The following is a 21,197-nucleotide window of genomic DNA, read 5'->3' as shown; positions in this document are numbered from 1 at the left end:
AAACGAAAAAAAATGCGGTTAATTAACCGCATCATTGTGATAAACTTGTCTAATTTCATCTTCATAGTCAAAGAGAACCTGAATCAATGTAGGATCAAACATTTTACCACTTTGTTCCTTCATAAAATCCATAACCTGCTCAAATGGCCATGCCTTTTTATAAACCCTGTCATGACTGAGTGCATCAAATACATCGGCGATGATGGTGATTCTACCATAAATATGAATCTCTTCACCAGCCAGTCCGTAAGGATATCCCTTTCCATTCCAGTATTCATGATGCTCTTTGGCAACAAGTGCACCTGCTTCTAACAGTTCCAGTCCACTGCCTTTCAAGATTCTATAACCTATAAGGGCATGGTTTTTCATAACTGCGAACTCTTCATCTGTTAATTTGCCTGGCTTATTTAAAATAGATTCTGGAATACCGATTTTCCCAACATCATGTAGTGGTGCAATGGTTTTAAGTAAATTGGCTTCCGTATCATTAAGACCTATCTTTTGAGCCAGCATGTAAGCAATCTTAGAAACTCTTTCCACATGACTTGCAGTTTCTTCAGACCTAGCCTCTATAACTTCAGAAAGTCTGTTAATCAGTTCAGACTGAGTATGGACCAGCTTCTCATTTAATGAAATATTATCAACTGCCACTGATAAGTTGGATAAGAGTACTTTAAACAACTTGTTTTCTATGGCATCGAGATGTTTAATATCATCAAAGTAAATATAATTTTCAAAAATATTTAATGACTTATAAAGCAAGAGAAACTCGTTTTCTGAACTGTATGACCCGTTAGATGAACCAATCTCATCAAACATGTATGCCATTTCACTGTATGCTTCACTCGGTAATTCAGAACCGATATACTGTTCATATTTACCTGTACCAGCAATGACACGCATATGTTTTACTTTTGCCTCATCGTATTCAACTCTTAAATAGAAAGAGTCACCACTGATTTTATAAAGGTCTCTTACCTTTACAAGTAAGAGATTGGCAAAAACACTCATATCATGTAACTCATAGAGTTCATTTTCCACCCTTAAGATGCTCTCTAAACCTCGTCTGTTCATCTCTAAGTCCATGATATTGGCATAAGATCTTAAAGCAGATACAACGGTTGTCAAAAGTTTCTGTAAAGTCAACTCCGTTTTCATTTTATAGTCATTAATATCGTAGTTGATAACAACTTCTTCTTCTGGTGCTTGACCAGGCTGACCTGTTCTTAAAATGATTCTAATAAACTTATTCTTAATTTCATCACGAATATACTTAACCAGCTGAAGGCCTGAGTCATCTTTTTCCATAACAACATCCAATAAAACAACTGCAATATCTTCGTGTTCCTTTAATAGCGTTTTGGCTTCCTCTGCATTATAAGCGCACAGGAAATCTAATCCTCTGTCCTGATAAACAAAATCACTTAAAACCATTTTAGTGGATTCGTGAACAATTTTCTCATCATCAACAATTAGGACTTTCCATGAACCTTTGCTATGTTCTGTTTCTTCGACAAATTCTTCAAAAAACTCTATCTTATCGTCACTAAATAATACCATACATTTCTCCTGTCAGTTCAATACAAGTGTATTATACCCTTAAATAAAGTAAAAAAACACATACAAGATAATTTTGTAGGTGTTTTTTTCATTTTATTCATCCATTTTTACTTCTTCGAATTCTACATCTACGACTGACTCGTTAGACTTAAATTCTGGTTCATAATGGTCATGACTGTCGACTTCTGGTTTATTTAATCTTCCTTTTATATAACGGTAAGCAATATATCCAACCAAGGCTATACCCACTGGTGTAGAGAATACCACCCAACCTGCAAATCTAAATATTGAAAATACTAAAAGTATAAATATGAATAAAAATAACCAGCCCGTAGCTCCGTTTGTTCTAAATACCATACACATTCTCCTTTTCTGACTTTATCATACATGATTTTTTGGACCATTTGTTAGAAAACTTGCTTTTTTAATAAAACTATAATCTTAGAGTATGTTAAAATAATAGGTAAAGTGAGGATTATATGAAATACTTAATCAGAAAAGACATACAACTCATCATCAATTATAAACGCATTATAATAACTTTACTTACCTCTCTACTCATCTTTTTTGCCTTTTCAACCATGTTTAAAGACTACATGGAAGAAAGGCGCTTACTGGATCAAGTCCATGTTGGTGTTGTTGATAGAGAACAAAGTTTTATAACAGCCATGCTTATAGATAATTTTAAACAAAATGAGGCCTTCTCAGGTCTTTTTGTGATGGAAGTTGGAAGCGAAGAGGAATTGATGACTTTATACAATCGTAATGAGTTAAGCGCCATTGTCTATTTGCCAGAGGCTTTTTCAGACTCCTTGTACGCCTTTGAGAACATTCCAATAGAAATGAAACTCAATCCGAACTTTCCACTCCAAAACACGGTACTCGAAAATATCATGTCGTCTTATTCGACATTTATCAAATCTGTGGATGTCGGCATTTATGCCCATTACAATGCCTTAAAAAATGAAGGTATGCCAAGAGAAGAAAGATTAGAAATCAATGAGCGCTTCTCCCTTAACATGGTAATGAATGCTCTTAACAGACACAGTATTTTTTCAATGAAGCCACTAGATACCTATCCAGTGGCAAGTGCTCTTATTTACTTTTCATACTCTATTATGATACTTGTCATTATTTTTATAGCCTCGTCAGGTTCTAACATTTATAACGATGAAATTCATAACGGTAGCTTACTCAGATATCTAAGTACTGGCCAGTCCCTTTTTAAATTCACCCTGAGCAAGACCTTGGTCTTGTCACTGAATATTGCAATTTTACTTATACCGGTACTTGTCATTTTATTTGCTATAAGATCTATGACTTTGATTAACTTTTTAATGATACTTGTTCTCTTTTTACTTTGTATCTTGTTGTTTGTATCCATCTCACTTCTGCTTGGTATTTTGTTTCATAGATACAATATCAATGCACTGATGACAACTATGATCACCTTAACATTGGGTATTATTGGTGGACAGTTTATCCCAATTCAAATCATGCCAAGCTTCATCCAGGACATTTCAAGTTTGACACCAAACTACTGGGTGCTCAAGTATGCCCTTGAACTTGATCAGAATTATCTTTCAAGTTCATTATGGCAAGTCTTTTTACTAATGGCATGTATTATCATTATTTTAAGTATTCTACAAGGATATTTGATTAAAAGGAGACATTTATGGGAAAAATAATATTGTTGACCAAACACAACATGATCTTGTTTTTTCAAAAGAGAGCATTGGTCGTACTATCTATACTATTCCCGATTATCTTTTTTGTTTTTTTCTCACTTCTCTTTACCAATTATGATGATATCGATAAGATTCCCATCGGTCTTATCGATCAAGATCAATCTATATTGTCAGAAGAGGTCGTATCTTCACTCAATCGAAATGATGCACTTAAGGTCATGAGTCATGATCTAGAAGAGTCTGAAAAACTATTAAAGAACAATCGTATTGAAGCCATTTTCATTCTGAAAGACGGTTTTTCACAAGCTATTAAAATGACAGACTACGAAGGTGTCATTGATCTGGTCTATCTTGATAAAAGTAATATAGGTCCAGCACTTTCAGATATTGTTGCCAGTGACTTGATGATGCCCATTTCGATCTATAAGGCAGCCAATCAGTCTAAAAAGTATGAAGCATCTCACGGCTATGAGGACATGTTTAACAAGACAAGAATCATAGGAGAAAAGCTTGTTGAGGAATCTTTTTTCCAGATGCCCATTATAAGTACTTTACAGGCGCCCAACAAACAAATCAATCAGGACATCAACATCACAGAGGTATTAACCGTCAATACAACAATCGGTTATACATTGGTTGTATTTTCCTTTGTTATTCTCTTTGCAAATGGTCATCTGATGAATGGTTGGCAGTCAAAGAAAAGACTGCTTATAGCCAGGATAAAACCAGTAGAGATGTATCTAGCAGATACACTATCAATTGTACTTTCTGCTTTTATGATTATCATTGTACAGGTCTTGATTCTAATCATAGGCCTAAAGATTAAAGATATAAATGCAGTTATGACCATCATCATCAGCTTAAGTCTACATACCGTGTTTTTAAGTCAACTGGTTATTCTTCTAACATGTATTTTGCAAAGCAAATCTAGATACCAGGGAATAATCGCACCCATTCTATTTGTTCTTGGCATGTTAGGTGGTGCATTCTGGTCAACGGAGCTTCTTTCAAAAGACATCATAAAGGTGGTTTCATTATCACCAATTTACCACACTTTAACATGGATAAAGAATAGCTTCTTACATATATCTGAGCCGAATTATTTGTACTATATATACTTCATAATAGCCATGATAATTGTGTCCTATACAGTATATTACCTGAAGCTTAGAAAACTAAGGCATCCATAAGGGGTTTGAATGAACATAAGAAATTATCGTATTACAAAAGCTGGCTATGTATTTTTTATACTGGTCATTTTAGGCCTGACACTTTTGACTTCTACTTTCACTAGGTCTCATAGCTCGAGAGCACTTTTAACCTATAAACTCAATGAAGTTGTAGAGAACAAGCCTGATCTAAAATTTGACTTGTCATTTCATACTATTGGGGATGCTGTCTTGTATGAATCAAAGGCGATCTCAAGTCAAAATCTACTGTCTTTCCAAGATGACTTTATTAAAATCACCGGCCAGTCCAATGAGCTTAACTATGAAAGTTTTATCACTAAAGATCGTCTTTATCTAAAAGATAGGGCTGTGGCGTCATGGACGTCTCTTGAACTTGACCAAGTGGTGTCAACTTACACCAGTGATTCGCATTTTAATATCACAGAACTTATGGACATCTTATTTAGCGACTGGGATCAAATCGATTTTAACAACCGTCATTTAGGACAGATCATCAAAACGGCCTATGACCAAGGAAGCTTTGATAATGAAGAGCTGACTGTAAAGTTAGATATTGATGAAGCTTTTTTACTGCTCGATAAAATGCTTGTGAATATATCAGAAGACCAAAAGCTAGTGAGCTTCATTCAAAATAAGTACTCAGATTTCTACAAGGTCTATGCCCATGATCCGCTCCTAAAGGATCAGCATTTACACTCAAGAAAACTGTTCGAAATTATGTTATCACTCAATAACAACTTTTATGACACTTTTCACCACTATTTAGATAACAATAAAAACGAGCTTCAAAAGCTCTTTTCTGAAGATTCCTATATAGAAATTATTATGATACCAAACGAAAATATGGATATAGATATTAATGCAAGATTATATTATAAAACATGTGATGCTTATGAAGATATTCAAGTAAAGATAAGCTTCCAAGATAGAAAGCCTTTAAACCTTCCAACAGAAGTTTCAAGCATAGAACCTTAAACTTCAGCCATGCAGTTTTTTTGCATAAAAAACAAGGAACTCAGTTGAGTTCCTTGTCATATATCTTAGTAATCTGATTCAGATCTACCACCAGTAACAATTAAAACTGATGAAGAAGCACCAATTCTAGTTGCACCTGCTTCGATAACAGCTTTAGCACCAGCTGCATCTCTAACACCACCAGAAGCTTTAACGCCTAATTCAGGACCTACTGTTTTTCTCATTAATGCAACATCTTCTACAGTCGCACCACCAGTTGAGAAACCAGTTGATGTCTTAACAAAGTGTGCACCTGCTTCTTTTGAAAGCTCGCATGCCTTAATCTTTTCTTCATCTGTTAAAAGACAAGTTTCAATGATTACTTTTAAAATTGCTTTGCCTTCTAATGCATCTACAACTGCTTTAATATCATTTAAAACATAGTCATAGTCACCATCTTTTAATGCTGAAATGTTGATAACCATATCAATTTCATTTGCACCATCAACAATTGCTTGCTTAGTTTCTAATGCTTTTAGAGCTGATGTGTTTGCACCTAATGGGAAACCGATAACTGAAGTTACCTTTACATCAGAACCTTTTAATTCATCAGCAACTAACTTTACAAAACATGGGTTTACACATACTGAAAAGAATCCATGCTCTTTTGCTTCATCACAAACCTTAATAACGTCATTTCTTGATACGTTTGGCTTTAAGATCGTATGATCAATGTACTTTGCTAAATTCATAATATCACTCCTAGCTATTTTCAATTAAGAGATGATTTCCACCTCATCACCGTTTTTCAAACCAGCAGCATTACCTTCATCGATGTCTACATGGAACTCAAGTGCAAATGCTTCGTTAACTCTAGCAAGAACGTTTTTGAATACAACGCCTCTATCGCCACCGAACTCTACATCTACAATATCCTTGTCCTTGATACCGAATGCTTCACCATCACTAGTGTGCATATGGATGTGTCTAGCTGCTGCAATAATACCTTCTGAAATTTCTACTTCGCCTTTAGGGCCAACTAACTTAGCACCAGGGCTGCCTGCTAAATCACCTGATTGTCTTACTGGAGGCTTAACACCTAAAGCAAAACCATCTGTTAATGATACTTCGATTTGACTTTGATTTCTTGCAGGACCTAATACTCTCATAGTTAAAGAACCCTTTGGACCTACAACTGTAATTTTCTCTTCACAAGCGTACTGACCTGGTTGCTTAAGGTCTTTAAAGTTTGTTAACTGATGACCTTCACCAAATAATACATCAATGTCAGCTTGGCTTAAGTGACAGTGTCTGTTTGATAAACCTACTGGTACTAATTTCTTACTCATATTTTCCTCCACTTATATCTTGTATACATTGTACAATATTATTATATCGACCATGCAACAAAAGTCAATGTAAATCACTAAAAATACGCGCATTCCATCAATTTATCATCACTCAACATATACCTACTAATCATCAGGTGTAAACAAGTTCTTATATTTTTTCTCTAACCTACACTAAATTACTAGAAAATAGTACAAAAATAAATTATTATCACTACTTTGTATCTATTCTTTGTAGATTAATCACAAGTAGGCCTTGGACTTATCTTAATATATGTTTATCTTCTTAAGAAAAGTTCAAGCATGTCGTCTGACATGCCTGAACTTCTATAAGTCTATTGTATCTGTTGCTATATGCTGACCAAAGTAAACATCGTGTTCCACAAATATCATGGTCGGTTGGTATTTTAAGATTGCCTTTTCTATTTGTGTCCTAATGGTAATGTCCACATAGTTAAGAGGTTCATCCCATACAAGTACATGATCATTGCCCATTAAAGACCTTGCGATATCAATCTTCTTTTTCTCACCTTCACTAAAAGATTCGATGGGTCTATCGTAATAGGAGTCGTCAATATCTAAATAGTTTAAAACCATTTGAAACCAATGTCTCAAAATCCCCTCATCCTTCATATGGTCCAAAAGATAACCCGATTGCCATCTTGGTATTTGTGACGAATAAACCAGTTTAACACCTTCATGTACTTGAACAGATCCAGACTCAGGTTTCAAGTCACCTAATAAAGCCTTGATTAAGGTGGTTTTACCTGAACCGTTGATCCCCCTGACCCATATGCGATCTCCCTTGTTGATCCTAAAGGACAAATTTTCTATCACCCTATGGTTCCCATAAGAAAGGCTTACATTTTTAACCTCAACAAGTGTTTCAATATCAATCTCACCTTGTTTTAGAATAATATCTCGAGGGGTTTCCATATTCTTAAGAAGGGTTTTCTTTTCTTCAAGATTTTGATTCATCCTTTTTTCAAAGGCCAGAGCCCTTTTCATCATACCTTTTGCCCTTGCACCTATATAGCCTTTATCACCACCACTACCTATTTTCTCAGCTTCCTTATTATCTGACCATGTTCGAGTTCTTTTAGTCGCCTCTTCTAGATTTTTAATTTCTCTTTTAAGTTTCTCAGAAGTCTTGTATTCATAATAGTCTTGCCTGTCCTTGTTGACTTGCCATGATGTATAACCACCTTTTTCAATGTAGATGTTGTTCTTGTTAATCGAGAGAATATGATCAACAATAGCGTCGACAAACAAGCGGTCATGAGATACAACGATAAAGCCACTCTTATGATTCAGATAATTAGATAGTGTTTGTCTACCTTCTAAGTCTAAGTGATTGGTTGGCTCGTCTAACAAGAGAAACCTATTCTTTTTTAAGAATAAGGCAATGATCTGTACCTTGGTTTTTTCACCGCCACTTAAATCCTCAAATGGCAGTTCAAGTAGGTCTAGCCTTAACCCCATAAGGTTCATCTCTTTTTCTATCAGCTCATTGATGATAAAACCATCTGCCTCCATATAAGCTTCTAAAATATCACCATAAGTCTCCATGGAAGCCTCGGTCATATGGTCTTCTAACTCATGCATGAGTTTTTCCCATTCATCAAAAGGTGCAATGCACCTTCTGATTACATCTAGACATGTGCCGGTTGCATCATGTGCATATGGAAACATTTCTGTCTGAATCGGTACGACAACTTTGCCTCTTGTTGGCTCTAATGATCCATGTATCAAGTTTAAAAGGGTTGTTTTACCTCGTCCGTTTCTACCTATTAAACCGAGTTTCCACGTTAAATCAAGGTTCAAATTAACCGATTCAAATATTGGATTAAAATACTCACCATAAAAAAAGTCCATTTCTAATAATTGAATAGTAGTTTTAATCACCTCCTATAATTGTACGTAAAAAGCACCTCCGAAGAGATGCTTTCTTTCCGTAGTTAAAATATCTTATCAAGTTTTATTAATAAACTAGCTTAATCATGTCATCACCTAAAAAATATATTTCTTCAACTTTTCACTGTCGATGGTAGAGACTTCTACATCTACAAGTGTACCTTCTTCAACATACTCCTGACTAAAGATCTGAGCTTGCTCCATTAAATGACTGAGTACTGCGCCATCTGCATATGGAATCATCATTTTAACTCTTACATAGTCACTAAAAACCGATTTCTTAATGGTATCCACTAAAAGATCCATGTTGGTACCATTCTTTGCAGATATCAACAAGGCTTCAGGATATTCCTCATGAATCTGATGTTCATCCACCCTATCAATCTTGTTAAAAGCATATATAAATGGTGTATTTTCTACACCCAGTTCTTTCAGAACTTTTTCTGTCACACCAATTTGCATTTGGTATTTCTCGTTTGAAGCATCTACTACATGAACCAATAAGTCAGCTTCTGTTACCTCTTCCAAAGTTGCCTTAAAGGCTTCTACTAGATTATGAGGCAGTTTACTTACAAAACCTACTGTGTCTGTTAGAATCAAAGATTTGTTGCCTTCAAACTCTACTCTTCGATTGGCTGTTTCTAAGGTTGCAAACAGCATGTCTTTTTCAAATACTGTTTTCTCAGGGTCTTCTGCATTGTTGGATACAAAGTAATTCATCACTGTAGACTTGCCTGCATTGGTATAACCAACAAGTGCAACAATTGGTAAATCACTCTTCTTTCTCTGAACACGCTGAACAGCCCTGTTTTTTCTGACATCATCCAATTCTCTTCTGATATCTGTAATACGGTCATTGATACGTCTTTTGTCTAACTCAAGCTTTTGTTCACCAGGTCCTCTATTACCGATGCCTGCACCAGCACCACCACTTGAACCACCGACTCTTGACATAGCTTTACCAAAACCGATCAGTCTTGGCAACCTGTATTTCAACTGAGCCAACTCAACCTGTAATTTACCTTCTTTGGTTTTGGCTCTCTTTGCAAAAATATCTAAGATAACCGCTGTTCTATCAACAACTTCTATCTCCAATGCATCCGATAAGTTTCTCATCTGTGCACCTGACAACTCATCATTGAAAACAACTAAATTGGCACCTAACTGCTCACAGGCAAGACGAACTTCTTCTACCTTACCTTTACCAATATAAAATCTCACATCAATTGTAGCCTTGTTTTGGATAATAACATCTAAAACATCAGCCCCTGCTGCATATACAAGCTCTTGTAATTCTTCCATAGAATCTTGTATATAAATCTCGTTTCTGTTGCTGTTATGGTTAAATCCAACCAAAACTGCTCTTTGTTCATTTATATTATCATCTGATTTAAAAATCATCTTATCACCTACTTTCTCCTGGTTACTTAGATTCTATCATACTTTCTTATGTTCTTATGTTACAAAATTTTTACGCTAAGCCAGCCTACTTATAAATTTTCACTTATATGGATGCTATCTGTGAATATTAAAATTATATGATAATACCCATCTAAATTACTCATTAAACACACTCTATGGTATAATGCTAACTGGTAAAAAGAAAATTAAGGAGGCGACTATGTCGGAAAAATCGAATCCTAACAAGGAGACGGAGAAGAAAACAAGTCCTAATAAAAATAAAACAAGGAAACCTAAAAAGAAGAACAAAAAACGCAGCCCACTAGGTTCTATCATACATGGAATAACGGCTACATTTGGCAACATCTTTTTATTAATTGTTTTGGTAGGCATGATTGGCGTTTACTTTGCCTGTGACATCATTTTAGGCTATGTCTATGAGGTGCCAGAAGTAGACCCTACAACTATAGAAGAATCTTTAACAGAGAACTCTATTATAGTAGATTCAAACGGACAACTCCTAGAAACACTTTATGATGATGATGGTGCAAGATCCATTATTGAATACAATGAAATCGGTCAAAATATGATTGATGCCATTACTGCCATTGAAGATAAGACCTTCTTTGAACATAAGGGTTTCAACTATATTAGACTTGCAGGTGCAGCCATTGAGGGTGCTAGAACTGGTGATTTTAGAGGTACTTCTTCTATCACACAGCAATTGGCAAAAAATATGTATCTTTCTGGCATAGGCTCAATGGAAAGAAAAATAAAAGAAGCCTATTATGCAATCTTGCTTGAAAGAACACTTTCTAAAGAACAAATCATCGAAGCTTATTTAAACAAGATCGGTCTGGGCATGAACAACAATGGTGTTCAAGCTGCTGCTAGATTCTATTTTTCAAAAGATGCAAAAGATCTAACACTGGTTGAATCCGCGATAATAGCGGGTATACCGAAAGACCCAAATACTTATGCTCCTGTTAAAAGATTGTATAAGGATCAAGTAACAGAAGAGCATGTTATTTTTGATGATTCAGATCAAACTTTTACCCTAGTATTCAATCCTGTAGCTCAAGAACGTTTTAATGACGTTGTTTATCAGATGTATACCAATGATATGATTACAGAAGAAGAGTATCAGATTAAAGATGAAGACATCTCAAAGTATATCAACATCACTGCTGAAAAAACCAATTACATCTCATCTTATTTTGGAGATATGATCAAAGACGATGTAATCGATGCATTGGCTAACCACTATGATATTTCAAAAGAAGATGCTCAGTTCCAACTTTATAACAGAGGTTATGTCATAGAAGCAACCATTGACTATGATATGCAGAAACAGTTAGAGGATATCTACAACTCAATTGATTTCTCTAATAAGTTCGATAATGCAACATACAATGCTGTTAAGACATTCCAAGCCCATAACTCTTTATCTCAAGATGGTATTGCGGGTCCTAATACCCTTGCTAATATCATCGAGCAAACCTCTGCTAGTGCAGAAGATTTTTCTCAAGATGTTTATAAGCTTGGTTATACCAGTGAAGATGTTGTCACTCTTAAGAAAGCTTTAGATGAGCTAGGTCTTATGAGTAATGATGGTTTATTCCCAAGAGCTGCTGTAAGATTTGATGAAAACAACAACATCTTATACGACGACTCTAGTAGGGTTTTACTATACCACTACGACAACCTTGTTAACGATGACAAAGAACTGGTTATCAAAAATGAATTCTACTATTATGACAGCAATGACAACATGGTTATTCTAAAAAATCATGGTTTAGAATTCTACCAACAACCTGACAGAGTTCAGGTAGTTGTTTCAAAAGTGTTCAGATACAATGAATTGTCAGTTGGTACAGACTGGATTGACGGTGTAAAATACAACAATATTTCAGACTTCTATATCTATCTTGGTAAAGATGTAATGATACCAGATGGCTATAAATCAAAAGTGGATGGTAACTTAGTCATCGACAAGTCATTCTTTAAAGATCATCCTGATTTCTTTGAGTTTGATGATAATGGCGACATCTTAATTTCAGAAGACAAGTACTTTATCAATGCACGTGGTGAAATTCAGCCACAATCTGCGTTTGTTATTTTAGATAATGCGACTGGCCAAATAAAGGCCGTAGTAGGTGGTAGAGAATCATATGGTAAAAACATCTTTAACAGAGCCTTATCACCTCAACAGCCAGGTTCAAGTATTAAGCCGATTGGTCCATATTCTGTAGCCATTGACAGTAAACAATTTACTGCTGCTACTGTTTTGGATGATGTGCCTTCATTCTTAAATGATAAAGCACCTGAAACCAGATGGCCATACAACTGGTATGAAAGTAACCAATTTAAGTACAGAGGTAGAATGAACCTAAGAGCTGGTATTGAATACTCAGTAAACGTACTTGCTGTTAAACTTTCTCAAGCTGTTGGTGTTGAAAATGTTATCAACCATTTACAAAACTTAGGTATTACTTCTATAGTCACTGAAGGACCAACCAATGATATGAACTTATCAGCGGTTTCACTTGGTGGTATGACAAAAGGGATCAGTCCTTTAGAGTTGGCTGCTGCATATGCGACATATGCCAATCAAGGGATTTACACAAAACCAATTTCCTTTACTAAAGTAACAGACCTATCAGGTAATGTGATTATTGAAAACGTGCCAGAGCAAAAGCGTGCTGTTGATGAGCAAGTTGCCTATATCGTACAAGACATGATGATTTCTGCAGTTACGACTGGTGTATCATCTTCTGCAAACTTTGACGGTATGACCATGGCTGGTAAGACAGGTACAACTTCTGATAAGCGTGACGCTGTCTTTGTAGGTTATACACCATACTACACAGGTGCTGTCTGGTTTGGTAATGACGTTAGGGTAAAAATGGATGATGGTTCTGGTGCTGCAGCTAGATTCTGGTCTGTGGTTATGGAAAAACTACATGAAGGTAAAGAAGACATTGGCTTTGTTGAACCTGAAGGTTTACAAAGAGTTTCAGTAGATAGAGTATCTGGTAAAAGACCTGGTGAGCTTTCTGCGTTAGATCCAGCTGGTTCACAAGTTTACAGAGAACTCTTTATTCCAGGTACTGCACCAACAGAAATTGATGACAGTCATGTGGAAGTCGTCATTTGCCCAGATAATGAAAAGCATGTTCTAGCTTCAGAATACTGTCCAAACCCAACGACGGTTGTTTTAAGGACACGACTGGACGAATATGATCCGAACGAAGTGCTTGATAAACATGGCAATCCAATTTTAACCCAAGACTATCTTTATACTGTACCGCATGAAGTATGTGATATTCATGATGCAGCTACTGTAGTTAACGATGGTAAAGCGGAAAAAGTTATTCAAACATTCCCAAGTGGTATCCTATTCATTAGAGATTACAACTTGCTTCTAGAAAATGGTGAGTTTATCTTTATTCCAGAAGGTACTGAAGTACTAATAGATCAAACAATTGTATTACCATCAGGCCAACAAATCAAGCCAGATGAATACAATGTACTCTACATCACTGATCCGGCTAAGCAGATTGAGGAAATCTTTAGACGAACTCAAGAAGAACAAGGTCAAAGTGAAGAAGGTACGGATACCAATACAGATACAAACAATGACTAAAAAAAGGACTCCGATTCGGAGTCCTTTTCTAATCATCATGTCTTAAAATGATAACTTCTCTTTCTTTTACTGCTCTATAAATCAAATCTTCCACTTCCAATAATGACTCTGATGCTTCAATGTCTTTCACCTGTGGCTTAATAACGACCCTATCTGGTAAGAATACTGTACAACAGTCCTCAAATGGCAAGATAGACGTTTCAAATGTATCAATCTCTTTGGCTACTTTGATTATATCAACCTTGTCATAGGCAATCAAAGGTCTGAATACCGGCAATTGAACACGTGAGTTTGTTACTGTCAACCCTTCCATTGTTTGAGAAGCAACCTGGGCTATGTTTTCACCTGTTATCAAACACTTATACTTTCTTCTGAAAGCAATTCTTTCTGCAATGGCCATCATAAATCTTCTAGATAAAATGGTCATTTCGTTAGACGGACAATGCTCATTGATTGCTTTTTGAATCTCTAAAAGATTGACACTGTGTACCCTAATTTCACCAATGTATCTTGTTAACTTTCTTGCTAAGTCAAGTACTTTTTCTTGGGCTCTATCCGAAGTAAATGGATATGAATGAAAATGTACCGCTTCTAATTGAACGCCACGTTTAGCCATCAAATAACCTGCTACAGGACTATCTATACCACCCGATAGTAAAAGCATCCCCTTGCCCGCCGTTCTATATGGCATGCCACCTAAACCAGGCAAAGACTTTGTATAAATGTAAACTTGTTCACGGACTTCAATGTTGATAACAATATCAGGATTATGAACATCTACATTTAATTCATCTTTAAATGTTTGATTGATATAACCACCAACTCTTTTGCTGATTTCTGGTGATTTTAAATGGAAGCCTTTGTTGGATCTTCTTGCTTCTACTTTAAAAGAAAAAGAAGGTCTTTCCTCTAAGAGTTCTTCTACTTGTCTTTGAGCTGTTTCAAACATAGCCTCTACAGTCAAGTCACACTTGGCAACTGGACTGATCGACACAATACCAAAAGTATGTGTTAAAATGTCTGCTACCTCTTCAAAATCATAATCATGGTGGTCAACGTACATTCTGCCATGAAATCTTTTTAACTTTATATCTTCTATGTGAGACAGTCTTTCTCTAATGTCTCTAATCAAGGCATTTTCAAAGGTGTCTCTATTCTTACCTTTTAATGCTATTTCACCATATCTAACTACAATGGTCTCCATATTATCTCCCTTTTATAATTGAATCTAATTCCAATATACTTTCTTTTAAATTTTTAATCGCATAATCAAGTTCATCTTTTGTTGTATACTTTGACAAACTGAATCTTATAGCACCTTCTTTATGTTTATCATCTAAGCCAATGGCTTCAAGTACATGGCTGTATGACTTGTTCTTAGAAGCACACGCCGAACCTGTAGAAACATAGATGTTTTTACTCTCTAATGTATGAAGCAGAACTTCTCCCCTCATGTTGGGAAATGATACATTAATGATATGAGGTGCATCACACTTACCATTTAACTTGGCCTGGGGAATCTCTAAAACACACTTGATAAAATAATCTCTAAGCTCAATCATTTGAGCCTGGTTACCAGCTAGTCCATCAAATGCGGCTTTTAAAGCCTCACCAAATCCAACGACGCCAGGTGCGTTTTCAGTCCCCGGTCTAATGGCCTTTTGCTGACCACCACCTATAAATAAGGGTTTGATTGAAATGTCCTTCTTTATATATAAGGCACCAACACCCATAGGTCCATGAATCTTATGACTGGACATAGTCATCATATCTATTCCATGTTTTTTCACATGACACTCAACTTTTCCAAGCGCTTGGACAGCATCAACGTGAAAGACTGCCTTAGAATGTTTTTTTATTAGTCTAGATACTGCTTGTAAATCCTGAATAGAACCCAGCTCGTTGTTGACATACATAATGCTTACTAGGGCTGTATCCTCTCTAAGACTTTCCCTAAGCTCTTCCAAGCTGATATGACCCTTTTCATCTACCTTTAAATAAGTAACCTCATAACCTTGGTTTTCATAGAATTCAAATACATTTAAGACAGAAGGATGTTCTATCATACTTGTAATCAAATGTTTTTTTCTAGTCGTCCTTAAGTAGCCTTGAATGGCAAGGTTGTTGGCTTCGGTACCACCAGAAGTAAATATGATTTCATCCGGTGAAGCCTTTATACCTTTTGCAAGTGTTCTTTTAACTTCTTTGATCAGCTTTTCAGTTTCTACACCCATCTGATGCATGGATGATGGATTGCCGTACATATCCGTATAAAGCTGATTCATTTTTTCAACGATTTCCTTTGAAACAACTGTTGTTGCCCCATTATCTAAATACGCTTTCATCTTTTCCTTCTTTCTAAGTCTTCTACTATTCTAATCCAAGACCAGTCATTTGTAAAGACATTGCAATATTTGAATAAAAGTATTTCATAATTCATTAGAATCGGTTATACTGTTAGTGATTTTAATTAAAGGATAAGGTGGGTTAAACTATGAGTAAGAAAAAAGTAGCTGCTATTTTTACAGGTGGAACGATTTCTATGAAAGTAGATAAACGTCTATCTGCTGCAATTCCAGCAATGAGTAGTGAAGAAATTATGTCACTTGTTACAAATATTGATAAGATTGCAGAAATAGAAATTGTACCATTTGCACGTATCCCTGGGCCACATATGACGCCAGAGTTAATGATGGAACTTTCTAAGACCGTTAAAGAAACAATTGCAAGAGATGATATTTCAGGCGTCATTATTACGCATGGCACTGATTCACTTGAAGAAACAGCATTCTTCTTAGACTTAAATATTCAGTCTGATAAGCCAATCATTGTTGTTGGTTCTATGAGAAATGCTTCAGAACTTGGTTATGATGGACCAAGTAATTTATCAGCAGCTATCTGTACGGCTGTATCTGATCAGGCGAGAAATAAGGGTGTATTGGTTGTTCTGAACAACGAAGTTAACTCAGCTAGAGAGGTAACCAAAACACATACCATGAGTTTAGATACATTCAAATCTTTTTCATTTGGTCCCCTAGGTATAGTTGATAATGATGAAGTTATCTTCTATCGTGATATTATGTCACATGGTCATATCTTAACTGAAAACGTTGAATCCAATGTAGACATCATAAAAAGTGTTGCAGGCATGGACTCAAAGATGATCAACTTCTGTATTCAAGAAGGCTCTAAAGGTATTATTATAGAAGCTATGGGTAGAGGCAACCTGCCTCCAGGCATGCTTGATGGTATTAAGAATGCAGTTGATAAGAATATCCCTGTAATAATCGTTTCTAGATGCCCTATGGGACGTGTTCTAGACTCTTATGGTTACGAAGGTGGCGGTAAGATGATCCATGATTTAGGCGCGATTTTCGGCGGAGATTTAAATGGTCAGAAGGCAAGAATTAAATTGATGTTGGCACTTTCTACTACACAAGATATGAATGAAATCAAAGATATCTTTGAAAGTGAATACTACAAAAAATAAAAGTATTAAAATAGAAGGGTTTTTTAACCCTTCTTTTATAATACCTCTTTTATTTTTACATCTGTTTTCATAGATAAATCTACAAACTTTTCACCGATTTGAACAAGTGGCTTTGTTAAAGAGAACTTGTTCAAGTAAATAATCTCTCCCTCTTCCCCTGTAGAAAGAAGTACTTTATTACCCACATAAAACTCTGCGATTTTCTTAAGAAACAGATTACTTATTTGAGGATCTAGCTCCTCAAAGCTCATTGACTTAATGACATCTGCAGCTAAAAATGGTGATATCTTACCACGATAAACCTTATCATTTGTCAGAGCATCAAATACATCTGCTATGGCGATTATTCTTGCATATAATGGAATGGACTGTCCTTTGATTGCCTGGGGATAGCCTAGGCCATTAAAACGTTCATGATGGTATAAAACACCTTCACATATCTCATCGGAAAAGCCTCGGCTTTCCTTTAAAATCTCATAGCCGTATACAACATGTTGTTTGGCAATCCCAAACTCCTGAGCGGTCAATTCACTAGGTTTGTTTAAGATATATCTAGGAATCTTAGATTTACCTACATCATGTAAAGTACCAGCAAGTGCAAGTTCAGACACCTGATGATCATTCAAGCCATACCACTTGCCGATCATGGCAGCAAGTAAACCAACATTTACAGAATGTTTTAATGTATAGTCATCATCATACTTCATACATCTAAGACTAGACAGAATGTTATTGTTTGTGATGATACCACTTAATAAAGGATCTAATGTGCCATCCATTTCAGCCTTTATATCTGCAACACCAAACTTAAGATCATTAAAAATATTTTTAATCTTATCTACAGTCTTGTTGAAATTGTAGTTAAGCGCTTTTTCATCTTCAAGGTTATCAAATACGGGTTCACTTTCACTAAAATCAACTTCGTCGTTTGTTACCATTTCAGAATGAACATAAACAAATTCTATATCCAGTTTCTCCAATTTATCTATAATGTCTTGCGTTACGATTGTTGATTCTGTCACTATGTTCACAAAAGCATCAGATACAACATCTTGAGCCAAAACCATACCTTCTCTTAATTCATCAACTGCAATTAACTGCATACATCTTCTCCCCTCTAACTCCTAATAATAGTATAACACAATATTACAATATGTGTCATATACATTGCTATTCTCAATTATCTCCTTTAAGATGTAGAAAAGGAGTGATATTATTTACATTTACACAAAAGAATTATCGGCAGATTTTCCAGATTTTCTTAATGAAAATTATGATTCTGATAAATATATGATTCTAGATATCGAAACCACAGGATTAAGTCCCAAATACACGCAAGTTATCTTAGTTGGTATCATTTACAAGGACGAAAACAAGTGGCTTCTAACACAGATATTTTGTGATCATAGAAGTGAAGAACACGAACTGCTTAAGGCGCTTCAAAACTACATAAAAGAAGATCATATGCTTATAACTTATAATGGTTATGCCTTTGATATTCCCTATCTTAACAAACGTTACAAAGCGCATAAAATGGATTATCAAATTAATGACAGTATTAACTTTGACTTATATCGTGTTATAAGATCTTCAAAGAAAGAATTAAATTTAGAGTCTTATAAACTTAAGAATATCGAGGAATACTTAGGCATATATAGAGAAGACCAGATTTCTGGCAAAGAAAGTGTGGCGTTATACGATAGATACGAGCATGAACCTTCCGAGGAACTCAGAGATATCATACTATTACATAATTCAGACGACATTGAGTACATGATTCCTACATTTCAGATTCTCAACCATATTCCCATGGACATTATAGAGAAATATTACCCATTTACTTATAATAGTGATGACTTAGGCTTAATCACCTGCACCAAATATCTGGCATATGAAAGCTATATAGAAGTAGATTTTTATCATCTTAAAGACTACTTTCCTATACTCGATTATCAAGACCACTACGATGTTGTTATCCAAAACAAGACAGTTAAAATGAGAATTCCATTATTCCAAATCAGTGATAGATCCTTTATTGACATTGATTTAATGGACTTTCTTCACGAAAACTTTAATGACTTAAGTTATGAAGACCAAGTCAAGTATGAAGTAACATCAAAGGGACAGACCTTAACTAGTATAAAACACATTTTAAAAGAGTATCTGAATAAGCCATAAAAGGAGATTTCTCCTTTTTTTTATACGTAAAAAACCGCCCATTTACTAGAAATGAACGGCCTTTTTAAGTTGGTGCCCAAGGGCGGAATCGAACCACCGACACAGGGATTTTCAGTCCCTTGCTCTACCGACTGAGCTACTTGGGCATATTTTATGGTCGGGGTGGCAGGATTTGAACCCGCGACCCTCTGGTCCCAAACCAGATGCGCTACCAAACTGCGCTACACCCCGATATAAAAAAAATGGCAGGGGTGAAAGGACTTGAACCCTCGACACGTGGTTTTGGAGACCACTGCTCTACCAACTGAGCTACACCCCTGCGTATGAAATTGAATGGTGGACCTTCAGGGACTCGAACCCCGGACCGTCCGGTTATGAGCCGGGCGCTCTAACCAGCTGAGCTAAAGGTCCTGATTAAAAGTTTGGCGGAGAAGAGAGGATTTGAACCTCCGCGCCGCGTGAACGACCTACACCCTTAGCAGGGGCGCCTCTTCAGCCACTTGAGTACTTCTCCGTGCCTTCTAAATAAAATATGGCGCAGAGGGTGGGATTCGAACCCACGTGGGCTTGCACCCTAACGGTTTTCAAGACCGCCCCGTTATGACCACTTCGGTACCTCTGCATTATATTTAAATGGTGGGAGTAACAGGACTTGAACCTGTGACCCTCTGCTTGTAAGGCAGATGCTCTCCCAACTGAGCTATACTCCCAATATGGTGACCCCTAGGGGAATCGAACCCCTGTTACCGCCGTGAAAGGGCGGTGTCTTAACCGCTTGACCAAGGGGCCATTCTGGTTGCGGAGGCAGGACTCGAACCTACGACCTCCGGGTTATGAGCCCGACGAGCTGCCAACTGCTCCACTCCGCGAAATATGGTGATCCATCCGCGACTCGAACGCGGGACACCCTGATTAAAAGTCAGATGCTCTACCGACTGAGCTAATGGACCAAATAGAATGGCTGGGGATACAGGATTCGAACCTGTGCATAGTGGAGTCAAAGTCCAGTGCCTTACCGCTTGGCGAATCCCCAATAAAAAATGGCGCGTCCACAGGGATTCGAACCCCAGACCTACGGCTTAGAAGGCCGTTGCTCTATCCAGCTGAGCTATGAACGCGTGTTTTCCTGGAGCAGAAGACGGGATTTGAACCCGCGACCCTCGCCTTGGCAAGGCGATGCTCTACCACTGAGCCACTTCTGCAAAATTTGGTGGTGGGAGAAGGATTCGAACCTTCGAAGGCGCTGCCAACGGATTTACAGTCCGTCCCCTTTGGCCACTCGGGAACCCCACCACATATGGAGCTAGTGAAGGGACTTGAACCCCCAACCTGCTGATTACAAGTCAGCTGCTCTACCAATTGAGCCACACTAGCATGTTTTAAGTTAAAAAAAATGGCGATCCAGAACGGGCTCGAACCGTCGACCTCCAGCGTGACAGGCTGGCGTTCTAGCCAACTGAACTACTGGACCGCATTTGGTGCCGAGGACCGGAATCGAACCGGTACGATCGCAATGATCGCAGGATTTTAAGTCCTGTGCGTCTGCCAGTTCCGCCACCTCGGCATATTTTATTGGATTTGCATCCTCAACTTGCGACTAGATTAGTTTAACAAAACTTTGTCTTAGTGTCAAGTGGTTTTCAGATATTCTCTGAAGATTGCATATATGAATTTCAAGTTTTACAATTCTCTTTCGCTAATCACTTGCGTGATATCGCTCATACGACTTCGCTTACGCTACGCCGTTATTTGGTCAAGTCCTCGACCTATTAGTATCTATCACCTAAACATATTGCTACGCTTACAGCTTAGACCTATCAACCAGAT

The 21,197-nt window shown here is 36.8% G+C and carries 15 protein-coding genes and 17 tRNA genes; 6 read left to right on the top strand and 26 right to left on the bottom strand.

Annotation, left to right across the window (positions count from 1 at the left end; translation table 11 throughout):
• Positions 1-18: 18 nt before the first annotated feature.
• Together EZV73_RS17930 and EZV73_RS17925 are read right to left on the bottom strand one after the other, a co-directional pair.
• Complete coding sequence (locus tag EZV73_RS17930) at positions 19-1,560, bottom strand: response regulator (protein ID WP_240841774.1); 1,542 nt, start codon at positions 1,558-1,560, stop codon at positions 19-21.
• A gap of 93 nt (positions 1,561-1,653) precedes the next feature.
• Positions 1,654-1,917: a hypothetical protein gene (locus tag EZV73_RS17925; protein ID WP_240841773.1), complete on the bottom strand. Its 264-nt coding sequence runs from the start codon at positions 1,915-1,917 to the stop codon at positions 1,654-1,656.
• Positions 1,918-2,039: 122 nt separating this feature from the next.
• Between EZV73_RS17925 and EZV73_RS17920 the strand changes: the two genes are divergently transcribed.
• The 3 genes from EZV73_RS17920 to EZV73_RS17910 are packed head-to-tail and all read left to right on the top strand — an operon-like array spanning position 2,040 to position 5,413.
• On the top strand, positions 2,040-3,248 hold the full coding sequence (locus tag EZV73_RS17920) for an ABC transporter permease (RefSeq protein WP_240841772.1): 1,209 nt from the start codon (positions 2,040-2,042) through the stop codon (positions 3,246-3,248).
• The gene (locus EZV73_RS17915; RefSeq protein ID WP_240841771.1) at positions 3,236-4,438 is read left to right on the top strand and encodes an ABC transporter permease; all 1,203 of its coding nucleotides are present in this window, start codon (positions 3,236-3,238) and stop codon (positions 4,436-4,438) included. The genes EZV73_RS17920 and EZV73_RS17915 overlap by 13 nt, the downstream gene beginning before the upstream one ends.
• A gap of 9 nt (positions 4,439-4,447) precedes the next feature.
• Positions 4,448-5,413 carry a hypothetical protein gene (locus tag EZV73_RS17910; RefSeq protein ID WP_240841770.1) on the top strand — a complete coding sequence of 322 codons (966 nt, stop codon included), beginning with the start codon at positions 4,448-4,450 and terminating at the stop codon, positions 5,411-5,413.
• 65 nt (positions 5,414-5,478) lie between these two features.
• Here EZV73_RS17910 and deoC read toward each other — a convergent pair whose 3' ends face one another.
• The 4 genes from deoC to hflX form a co-directional block, all read right to left on the bottom strand.
• The gene (deoC, locus tag EZV73_RS17905) at positions 5,479-6,144 is read right to left on the bottom strand and encodes a deoxyribose-phosphate aldolase (protein WP_240841769.1); all 666 of its coding nucleotides are present in this window, start codon (positions 6,142-6,144) and stop codon (positions 5,479-5,481) included.
• 24 nt (positions 6,145-6,168) lie between these two features.
• The gene (gene pduL, locus EZV73_RS17900; protein WP_240841768.1) at positions 6,169-6,741 is read right to left on the bottom strand and encodes a phosphate propanoyltransferase; all 573 of its coding nucleotides are present in this window, start codon (positions 6,739-6,741) and stop codon (positions 6,169-6,171) included.
• Between the two features lie 327 nt (positions 6,742-7,068).
• Positions 7,069-8,646: a ribosomal protection-like ABC-F family protein gene (gene abc-f / locus EZV73_RS17895; RefSeq protein WP_330637171.1), complete on the bottom strand. Its 1,578-nt coding sequence runs from the start codon at positions 8,644-8,646 to the stop codon at positions 7,069-7,071.
• A 105-nt stretch (positions 8,647-8,751) separates the two neighbouring features.
• Positions 8,752-10,056 (bottom strand): GTPase HflX, encoded by a 1,305-nt coding sequence (gene hflX, locus EZV73_RS17890; RefSeq protein ID WP_240841767.1) that lies wholly within the window; start codon positions 10,054-10,056, stop codon positions 8,752-8,754.
• A gap of 220 nt (positions 10,057-10,276) precedes the next feature.
• On the opposite strand from hflX, the gene EZV73_RS17885 reads away from it, so the two are divergent.
• Complete coding sequence (locus EZV73_RS17885) at positions 10,277-13,702, top strand: transglycosylase domain-containing protein (RefSeq protein WP_240841766.1); 3,426 nt, start codon at positions 10,277-10,279, stop codon at positions 13,700-13,702.
• 28 nt (positions 13,703-13,730) lie between these two features.
• On the opposite strand, the gene thiI is transcribed toward EZV73_RS17885, so the two are convergent.
• Positions 13,731-14,906 carry a tRNA uracil 4-sulfurtransferase ThiI gene (gene thiI, locus EZV73_RS17880; protein WP_240841765.1) on the bottom strand — a complete coding sequence of 392 codons (1,176 nt, stop codon included), beginning with the start codon at positions 14,904-14,906 and terminating at the stop codon, positions 13,731-13,733.
• Between the two features lies 1 nt (position 14,907).
• A complete protein-coding gene (locus EZV73_RS17875) occupies positions 14,908-16,047 on the bottom strand; it encodes a cysteine desulfurase family protein (protein WP_240841764.1) in 1,140 nt (379 codons plus the stop codon).
• A gap of 149 nt (positions 16,048-16,196) precedes the next feature.
• On the opposite strand from EZV73_RS17875, the gene EZV73_RS17870 reads away from it, so the two are divergent.
• Positions 16,197-17,192 carry an asparaginase gene (locus EZV73_RS17870; protein ID WP_240841763.1) on the top strand — a complete coding sequence of 332 codons (996 nt, stop codon included), beginning with the start codon at positions 16,197-16,199 and terminating at the stop codon, positions 17,190-17,192.
• A 35-nt stretch (positions 17,193-17,227) separates the two neighbouring features.
• Here EZV73_RS17870 and EZV73_RS17865 read toward each other — a convergent pair whose 3' ends face one another.
• Positions 17,228-18,295 carry an HD-GYP domain-containing protein gene (locus tag EZV73_RS17865; protein WP_240841762.1) on the bottom strand — a complete coding sequence of 356 codons (1,068 nt, stop codon included), beginning with the start codon at positions 18,293-18,295 and terminating at the stop codon, positions 17,228-17,230.
• Between the two features lie 187 nt (positions 18,296-18,482).
• Here EZV73_RS17865 and EZV73_RS17860 point away from each other — a divergent pair, with 187 nt between their 5' ends.
• Positions 18,483-19,370: a ribonuclease H-like domain-containing protein gene (locus tag EZV73_RS17860; protein ID WP_240841761.1), complete on the top strand. Its 888-nt coding sequence runs from the start codon at positions 18,483-18,485 to the stop codon at positions 19,368-19,370.
• 70 nt (positions 19,371-19,440) lie between these two features.
• Here the strand turns inward: EZV73_RS17860 and EZV73_RS17855 are convergent.
• The 17 genes from EZV73_RS17855 to EZV73_RS17775 form a co-directional block, all read right to left on the bottom strand.
• Positions 19,441-19,516, bottom strand: a tRNA-Phe gene (locus tag EZV73_RS17855).
• 8 nt (positions 19,517-19,524) lie between these two features.
• Positions 19,525-19,601, bottom strand: a tRNA-Pro gene (locus tag EZV73_RS17850).
• Between the two features lie 12 nt (positions 19,602-19,613).
• Positions 19,614-19,689, bottom strand: a tRNA-Trp gene (locus tag EZV73_RS17845).
• Positions 19,690-19,704: 15 nt separating this feature from the next.
• Positions 19,705-19,781 (bottom strand) — tRNA-Ile (locus EZV73_RS17840).
• A gap of 12 nt (positions 19,782-19,793) precedes the next feature.
• Positions 19,794-19,884 (bottom strand) — tRNA-Ser (locus EZV73_RS17835).
• Between the two features lie 19 nt (positions 19,885-19,903).
• Positions 19,904-19,992, bottom strand: a tRNA-Ser gene (locus tag EZV73_RS17830).
• 12 nt (positions 19,993-20,004) lie between these two features.
• Positions 20,005-20,080, bottom strand: a tRNA-Val gene (locus EZV73_RS17825).
• A gap of 4 nt (positions 20,081-20,084) precedes the next feature.
• A tRNA-Glu gene (locus EZV73_RS17820) sits at positions 20,085-20,159 on the bottom strand.
• Positions 20,160-20,163: 4 nt separating this feature from the next.
• Positions 20,164-20,239 (bottom strand) — tRNA-Met (locus tag EZV73_RS17815).
• A gap of 5 nt (positions 20,240-20,244) precedes the next feature.
• A tRNA-Lys gene (locus EZV73_RS17810) sits at positions 20,245-20,320 on the bottom strand.
• An 8-nt stretch (positions 20,321-20,328) separates the two neighbouring features.
• Positions 20,329-20,403 (bottom strand) — tRNA-Gln (locus tag EZV73_RS17805).
• An 8-nt stretch (positions 20,404-20,411) separates the two neighbouring features.
• Positions 20,412-20,488 (bottom strand) — tRNA-Arg (locus tag EZV73_RS17800).
• Between the two features lie 9 nt (positions 20,489-20,497).
• Positions 20,498-20,572, bottom strand: a tRNA-Gly gene (locus EZV73_RS17795).
• Between the two features lie 6 nt (positions 20,573-20,578).
• A tRNA-Tyr gene (locus EZV73_RS17790) sits at positions 20,579-20,663 on the bottom strand.
• Between the two features lie 5 nt (positions 20,664-20,668).
• Positions 20,669-20,744: transfer RNA gene (locus EZV73_RS17785), tRNA-Thr, on the bottom strand.
• Between the two features lie 20 nt (positions 20,745-20,764).
• A tRNA-Asp gene (locus EZV73_RS17780) sits at positions 20,765-20,841 on the bottom strand.
• 5 nt (positions 20,842-20,846) lie between these two features.
• A tRNA-Leu gene (locus tag EZV73_RS17775) sits at positions 20,847-20,934 on the bottom strand.
• Positions 20,935-21,197: the final 263 nt, after the last annotated feature.

The sequence above is a fragment of the Acidaminobacter sp. JC074 genome (genome assembly GCF_022496765.1).
Classification (GTDB): domain Bacteria; phylum Bacillota; class Clostridia; order Peptostreptococcales; family Acidaminobacteraceae; genus JABXKX01.
Note: the sequence above shows the minus strand (reverse complement) of the source record. Positions and strands in the feature narration are given on the sequence as shown.

Coding starts and splice junctions, on each gene's coding strand:
- EZV73_RS17930 (WP_240841774.1), bottom strand. CDS start 1,560: ATGGTATTATTTAGTGACGATAAGATAGAGTTTTTTGAAGAATTTGTC.
- EZV73_RS17925 (WP_240841773.1), bottom strand. CDS start 1,917: ATGGTATTTAGAACAAACGGAGCTACGGGCTGGTTATTTTTATTCATA.
- EZV73_RS17920 (WP_240841772.1), top strand. CDS start 2,040: ATGAAATACTTAATCAGAAAAGACATACAACTCATCATCAATTATAAA.
- EZV73_RS17915 (WP_240841771.1), top strand. CDS start 3,236: ATGGGAAAAATAATATTGTTGACCAAACACAACATGATCTTGTTTTTT.
- EZV73_RS17910 (WP_240841770.1), top strand. CDS start 4,448: ATGAACATAAGAAATTATCGTATTACAAAAGCTGGCTATGTATTTTTT.
- deoC (WP_240841769.1), bottom strand. CDS start 6,144: ATGAATTTAGCAAAGTACATTGATCATACGATCTTAAAGCCAAACGTA.
- pduL (WP_240841768.1), bottom strand. CDS start 6,741: ATGAGTAAGAAATTAGTACCAGTAGGTTTATCAAACAGACACTGTCAC.
- hflX (WP_240841767.1), bottom strand. CDS start 10,056: ATGATTTTTAAATCAGATGATAATATAAATGAACAAAGAGCAGTTTTG.
- EZV73_RS17885 (WP_240841766.1), top strand. CDS start 10,277: ATGTCGGAAAAATCGAATCCTAACAAGGAGACGGAGAAGAAAACAAGT.
- thiI (WP_240841765.1), bottom strand. CDS start 14,906: ATGGAGACCATTGTAGTTAGATATGGTGAAATAGCATTAAAAGGTAAG.
- EZV73_RS17875 (WP_240841764.1), bottom strand. CDS start 16,047: ATGAAAGCGTATTTAGATAATGGGGCAACAACAGTTGTTTCAAAGGAA.
- EZV73_RS17870 (WP_240841763.1), top strand. CDS start 16,197: ATGAGTAAGAAAAAAGTAGCTGCTATTTTTACAGGTGGAACGATTTCT.
- EZV73_RS17865 (WP_240841762.1), bottom strand. CDS start 18,295: ATGCAGTTAATTGCAGTTGATGAATTAAGAGAAGGTATGGTTTTGGCT.
- EZV73_RS17860 (WP_240841761.1), top strand. CDS start 18,483: ATGATTCTAGATATCGAAACCACAGGATTAAGTCCCAAATACACGCAA.